General features: G+C 40.8%; 4 protein-coding genes. All 4 read left to right on the plus strand.

Translation table 11 applies throughout. From position 1 onward, the window contains the following. The first annotated feature begins 53 nt into the window (after positions 1-53). Positions 54-2,609 (plus strand): SH3 domain-containing protein, encoded by a 2,556-nt coding sequence (locus tag HMPREF2637_RS06585; protein WP_064523793.1) that lies wholly within the window; start codon positions 54-56, stop codon positions 2,607-2,609. Between the two features lie 202 nt (positions 2,610-2,811). Next, positions 2,812-3,564 carry a response regulator transcription factor gene (locus tag HMPREF2637_RS06590; protein ID WP_064523796.1) on the plus strand — a complete coding sequence of 251 codons (753 nt, stop codon included), beginning with the start codon at positions 2,812-2,814 and terminating at the stop codon, positions 3,562-3,564. Positions 3,565-3,698: 134 nt separating this feature from the next. Continuing rightward, positions 3,699-4,256 (plus strand): hypothetical protein, encoded by a 558-nt coding sequence (locus HMPREF2637_RS06595; protein WP_064523799.1) that lies wholly within the window; start codon positions 3,699-3,701, stop codon positions 4,254-4,256. 285 nt (positions 4,257-4,541) lie between these two features. After that, positions 4,542-6,561, plus strand: a 2,020-nt coding sequence (locus HMPREF2637_RS06600; RefSeq protein WP_141760027.1) for an SH3 domain-containing protein, incomplete at its 3' end; no start/stop codon positions are given.

Raw genomic sequence — 6,561 nt, forward strand, 5'->3', positions numbered from 1 at the left:
GTGAAAACGGTTCCAATGTTTATCAAACAGCCTAGAAAGTGAGAGTGATCAAAATGAGAAAGGCATATGTTGTTAAGGAACGTCAACGTTACTCAATTCGTAAATATTCTTTTGGAGCTGCATCAGTCTTGATTGGTGCGAGCTTGATGCTTGGTGGACATGCTTTGGCTCAGGAACAAGCCAACAGCACAAGTACCAGCAAGGATTATGAAGTTTTTGTAAATAATTCTGAACCACTTCAAATTGACCAGGCAACTTCAGAAGCTGTTACTGATGTCCTCAATCAACCAGCTTCAAGATCTGAAGCGCCAAGACCTAAGCTTGCTAGCAGTGAAGTTGCTTCTTCTGAAGCTAGTAGTGTAGTGGCTAGCGAGGCTGCTTCTTTGGAAGTACCGGCAGAGGTTGTCCATTCTGCATCTGCTGTTGCTTCTGTATCTAAATCAGAAGTGGCTAGTCCACGTTCTGAAGTGTCATCAGTAGCTAGCTCTGAAGCAGCAAGTGAGACTAACCGTTCAGCAACTTCAGAAGTAGCAGAAGCTAGAGTTACTGATCGTGAAGCTGTAGATGCTCCTCAACCTGGTGTGGATGGTCCTGTGACTGCTGATGGTTCTCTTGATATCCCATCAAACGGTACTTTCTATTTCCGTCGCACCACTGAAATTCGTACAGCACCAATCATGGATATCAAACCTACCTTTGTCTTTAGTGCAGGTGACCATGTTATCTATGATAAGGTTTTGAAGAGAGACAATCATCAATGGATTTCTTACATTGGTTACGATTATGAACGCTACTACGCTGATATCGCAGCTTTGAAGTCTGAAAACACTAGTAGCAACACTGAAGCGACTAGAGATGAAACCATCCCTGAACGTGGTACTTATTATTTTACTAAACCTGCAGATGTGAAGAACCAACCTAGCTTGACTGCCAAGACTGAGTTCAATTTTGATCCAGGTATGTCAGTCAACTACGATAGATCTTTGCTTGCGGACAACCACCGTTGGATTTCTTATGTGTCATACAATGGCACCCGTCGTTACGTCGACCTAGGTGCTGCTGCAGAGGCTGTAGCTAAACCAAGAGGCGACATTTCTATTGAAAGTCATAACAATGGTGACTTTAGCGTGGTTATCAGTAATGTATCAGATCAAAACGGTGTCCTCGGAGTGTCTGTTCCAATCTGGTCTGAAAAGAATGGTCAAGATGACATTATCTGGTACAATGCGACTCGTCTTAACAATGGTAACTACAAGGTTAACGTCAGTCTAACTGACCACAAGAATGAACGTGGCCTCTACAATGTTCATCTTTACTATGTTGAAACTAATGGTAAATTAGTTGGTGTGGGTGGCACAACTTATACAGTTCCTGCCAAGGTTGAAGAAACTCATACAACTACTAGCTATAGCCTTCCTGATGCAGGAACTTACACCTTCAAAGAACGCTCTAGCATTAAGGCAGAACCTCGTGTGGCAAGTCCAGAGTTGGCCTACTACGATGCTGGCATGTCAGTCAACTACGACAAGATTGTCAGTGGTGATGGTTACCAATGGCTTTCTTACCTCAGCTACAATGGCAACCGCCGTTATGTAGCCGTGGCTAAACTTGCTCAACAAGAAAGCAAACCAAGCGGTACTATCAATATTGAAAACCTCTCTAACCTCGGTTTTGACGTTCATATCACTAATGTTTCTGGTGGTGACAAAGCTATCCAAGGTATGAGTGTTCCAGTATGGACAGCTAAGGACGGCCAAGATGATCTTGTATGGCACCAAGCCGACAGACAAAGTGATGGTAGCTACAAGGTTCGTATCAATGTTAGCGACCATAAGTCTGAAGCAGGCGAATACATTGTCCATCTCTACTATGTTCAAGACGGTAAGATGGTAGGTATCGGAGGCACTAGCACAACTGTTCCAGTTCAAAATGCAACTCGCCATAATCTTCCAGCTTCAGGTTCATATACCTTTACCGCTCGTACTGGCATCAAGACTCAACCTTTGGTAGCCAACCCAGATGTTAGCTACTACGATGCTGGCATGTCAGTCAACTATGACAAGGTTGTCAATAATGATGGCTATACATGGCTTTCTTATCTCAGCTATTCAGGGCATCGTTTCTATGTGGCTATCGCACCAACAAGTGTGACTAAACCAGTAGAACAACCAGTTCAACCAAGTACACCATCTTCTGGTACCTATACTTTCAAGGAACGCTCTAGCATTAAAGCAGAACCAAGTGTCGCAAGTCCAGAGTTGGCCTACTATGATGCTGGTATGTCCGTTAACTATGACAGATTGGTGACTGCAGATGGTCATACATGGCTCTCTTATGTCAGCCATGGAGGCAACCGCCGATACGTTGCTATTGATGCTAAGGCAACAGCAGTTACTCAACCAGCAAGTCCAAGCTTAGCGGCAACTGGCACCTATACCTTTACTAAACCTAGCTCTATCAAGGCTCAACCAAGCGTTGCAAGCCCAGAGTTAGCCTACTATGATAAAGGCATGTCCGTTCGCTATGACAAGGTCATAACAGCCGATGGCCACACCTGGTTGTCTTATGTAACCTATAGCGGTGCAAGACGCTATGTGGATATTTCTTAAGATTCGTAACATCACTCTCTTTTGAGGGTGGTGTTTTTTTAGTTTCAAGAGTTGAATAAATATATTGTTCAATATGTTTTGAAAATATTTGTCGTAAATTAGCGAAAGTTGTAGAATCAAGATGAAAGTATAGGATTCGTTCTATAAGTAGCTAATTCATCAAGTTATTGAAAGGAAATGTTATAAAACGGAGGTATTGAGCATGTTAGATATTTTTGTTTTAGAAGAAGATTATTTTCAACAAGCTCGTCTTGAGGATGCCATCCACAAGTCTAAACAAATATATATTTTAAGAATTGGGAAGGTCAATTTATACGATAAACCCAATCAATTATTAGAGCGTATTACGGAAAGGGGCTCGCATTTACTCTTTTTTCTAGATATTGAATCTGATAGTGATATCGAAGGGGGAATATTGGTTGCTCAACAGATTCGTGAGCGAGATCCTTATGCTAGTATTGTTTTCATCACAGCACATCCCGAACTCCTACCTTCAACCTTTCAGTATCGCTTAGCTGCACTTGATTTTATTGACAAGAATTTACCTGATATTGAATATGAAGATAGGATTATTTCTGATATTGGATTAGCACTTTCTAAAAATGGTCTTAGCCAAATAGAGTGTGCTTTTACGGTAGATACAAAGAATGCAACTATACAAGTTCCTTTTCATAAGATTCTTTATTTTGAAACATCTCCAACAGTTCATAAGGTGATTCTTCATACAACGGAAGAGCAGATAGAGTTCTATGGTCAATTGTCAGAAATTGTGAAACAAGATTGCAGACTATATAAATGCCATAAATCATTTGTTGTAAATCCCGAAAACATTGTGAGATTGGACAAAGAGTTAGGTATTATTTATTTTGAAAACGGAGAGTCATGTTTGGTTTCAAAAGCTAAACAAAAAGAGATTGTTGCTAAGATGCTTGTTCCAAAACCCATGGCAGTTTGATGTATATAGTATTTTTATTTTAAATGTTATTTTCTGATTATGACGAAAAAACGACCGTTTATGACTTCGATGAAAAATTTAGCTTTCTCTATATTATAATAACCTAGTAAATTATCAGAAAAGGAACATCACTCATGAAAAATACAAGCAAACTTATTGGTATCGTATTAGCTCTTATTGTAGTTATCCTCGCTGTCTTCTTAGTGACTAAGTTTAATAGTCATGAGTCGGCACGTGTTAGCACAAGTAGTAGCCCAGCCAAAACGGTTAAGAAGTCATCTTCAAGCTCAAGTAAGGCTGTGAAGAAGGATAAAAAATCAACTCAATCATCATCTTCAGCAGTTTCAAATGAAGAAAATGGAAATCAGGCCTCAGCAGTAGCACCTAAAGCTTCTTCTCAAGAACAAGCTCAAGCAGGCGCTACAGATGGTGGACAAGTGGCTGAAGCAACAACACCAGCTTCTCAAGTTGAAGGTGGTCGAGGTGCTTGGACAGCTACTTCTGGAACATTGACACTTGATGCGGAAACACCTGTCTACGCTGCGCCAGATAAAGACAGTGGAGCTGTTTCTAAACTTCCTGCAGGGGATGTTGATTGGGACAAATATGAAATTTTACCTGATGGAAACTGGTATAGTTTTGTTAAAGATGGTCAACGATACTACATTTCATATTCAGATGTAGGACATTGATACAAGGTTCAAAAATGAAACATGATGGCATTTAAAGCTGTCGTGTTTTTACTTTATTTTCCATTTTTTTTGGAAAAACAACGAATATATAAGTATAATCAGTCATTTTTGTCGATTATGACGAAAATCGGACAGTTTATGATTTAAGTGGGAACAAGTCAAAAAATTTGGTATACTAGTGGGCAAGTGAGAAATATTAAGTAATTTTTGTAAATTAGTTGTAATATTTGTCATCTAGTGTTACAATCAATCGGTAACAACAATTGGATAGAGAGAAATAATAATATGAAACGAGAAAAATTTTTACACGAACAACAACGTTTTTCAATTCGTAAATATTCTTTTGGGGCTGCGTCAGTTCTTTTAGGAGCTAGTTTGGTCTTTGCGGGTCAAGCTTTGGCTGACGAACACCATGAAGCTGCAACGACCTCAGATGCCACTTTGCGTGCGACTTCAGATAGTGATGCCGTAACAGCGGCTGATATTTTCAGTGGCGTAGCAACTAATGGAGTGGCATCAAGTGAGAAAGCTAGCGAAACCTCAACAACGAGTCAAACAGCCAGTGAAGTTGCTACTAGCGAAGCTAGAAGTGAAATGAGTGCTAGTACCTCACAAGCAGCAGATAAAATTTCTGAATCAACAACTGCTAGCTCAGAAGCGACAAGGAACACAAATGCTTCATCTGAAACAGCCACTAACCTTGATGTATCTGCCTTAACGAGAGCAGCTGTCAATACTAGTTTGGTGAGCCAACCAGCTACAACTACAGACAGCGACCTTCCAAGTCAAGGAACTTATGTCTACAAGGAACGTACAGAGATTAAGAATCAACCCAAGGTGTCTGCCAAGGCTGAATTTTATGTAAATCCAGGAGACAGCGTCCTTTACGATCAAGTCGTGACGGCTGACGGCTATCAATGGATTAGCTACAAATCATACTCTGGCGTGCGTCGTTATGCGCCAGTGAAACCAGTGGCAGCTGGTAGTGGTAACGGTAATAGTGGTAATGGGGATGGTAAGCCTTCTAATGGCACTCAAGCCACAACAGGTGCTTTGAACATCCCAGCGACAGGAACTTTCTACTTTACACGTGACACAAATATTAAGAAAGAACCAAAAGCAGACCTCAAACCTACTTTTGTTTTCAGTAAGGGTGACCATGTTATCTATGACAAAGTTTTGACTGCGGATAATCACCAATGGATTTCTTACCTTGGGTATGACTATGTTCGCTATTATGCAGATATTGCGACTTTGACACCTGCCAAAGCTGAAACACCAACTGTTAAACCAACAGAGACTAATCAAGCAAAACCAGAAACTACTGGTGCTGAAAAGCTTCCAGCAAGTGGTACTTATAATGTGACACGTAGCTTGAATGTTAAAAATGAACCTAAGGCTTCTGCAGAAACACTTTATACCTTGGAAAAAGGCTACAAAGTGAACTATGACAAGGTCTTGACTGCGGATAACCACCAATGGATTTCTTATATTAGCTATAGTGGTACACGTCGTTATGTGGATATTGCGACCTTGAAAGCTACTGAGTCTAAACCACAAGAAAACCGTGTTTCTGGTAACCTTACCATCAACAACCAAACCTCTAATGGATTTGATGTTGTCGTAACCAATGTTTCAGGTGGTGGCAAGACAGTTCAGGAAGTCCGTGTCCCAATCTGGTCAAATAAAGATGGTCAAGACGACCTTACTTGGTATCATGCCGATAAACAATCAGACGGTAGCTATAAGGTTCATGTAGATAAAGCCAGCCACAAGGGCGATGCTGGTACCTATTCTGTGCATCTTTACTATATGTTGGATGGTAAGCGAACTTATATTACCGAAACTACAGCTACAGTCCCTGAATCTCAAGTAACAGGAAAATTGACGATTACCAATCAAACCTCTAATGGCTTTGATGTTGTCGTAACTAATGTTTCAGGTGGTGGCAAGGCAGTCCAAGAAGTTCGTGTTCCAATTTGGTCAGATAAAGATGGTCAAGATGACCTCACTTGGTATCATGCTGATAAACAGTCAGATGGTAGCTACAAGGTTCATGTAGATAAAGCCAGCCACAAGGGCGATGCTGGTACCTATTCTGTGCATCTTTACTATATGTTGGATGGTAAGCGAACTTATATTACTGAAACTACAGCCACAGTCCCTGAATCTCAAGTAACAGGGGAATTGACGATCACCAACCAAACCTCTAATGGATTTGATGTTGTCGTAACCAATGTTTCAGGTGGCGGCAAGGCAGTCCAAGAAGTTCGTGTTCCAATCTGGTCAGATAAGAATGGCCAAG

Origin of the sequence: Streptococcus sp. HMSC065H07 (assembly GCF_001837325.1) — a bacterium.
GTDB classification, from domain to species: domain Bacteria; phylum Bacillota; class Bacilli; order Lactobacillales; family Streptococcaceae; genus Streptococcus; species Streptococcus salivarius_H.

What these genes read in the sequence shown, in the direction of transcription:
- HMPREF2637_RS06585 (WP_064523793.1), top strand. Translation starts at nt 54, where the DNA reads ATGAGAAAGGCATATGTTGTTAAGGAACGTCAACGTTACTCAATTCGT.
- HMPREF2637_RS06590 (WP_064523796.1), top strand. Translation starts at nt 2,812, where the DNA reads ATGTTAGATATTTTTGTTTTAGAAGAAGATTATTTTCAACAAGCTCGT.
- HMPREF2637_RS06595 (WP_064523799.1), top strand. Translation starts at nt 3,699, where the DNA reads ATGAAAAATACAAGCAAACTTATTGGTATCGTATTAGCTCTTATTGTA.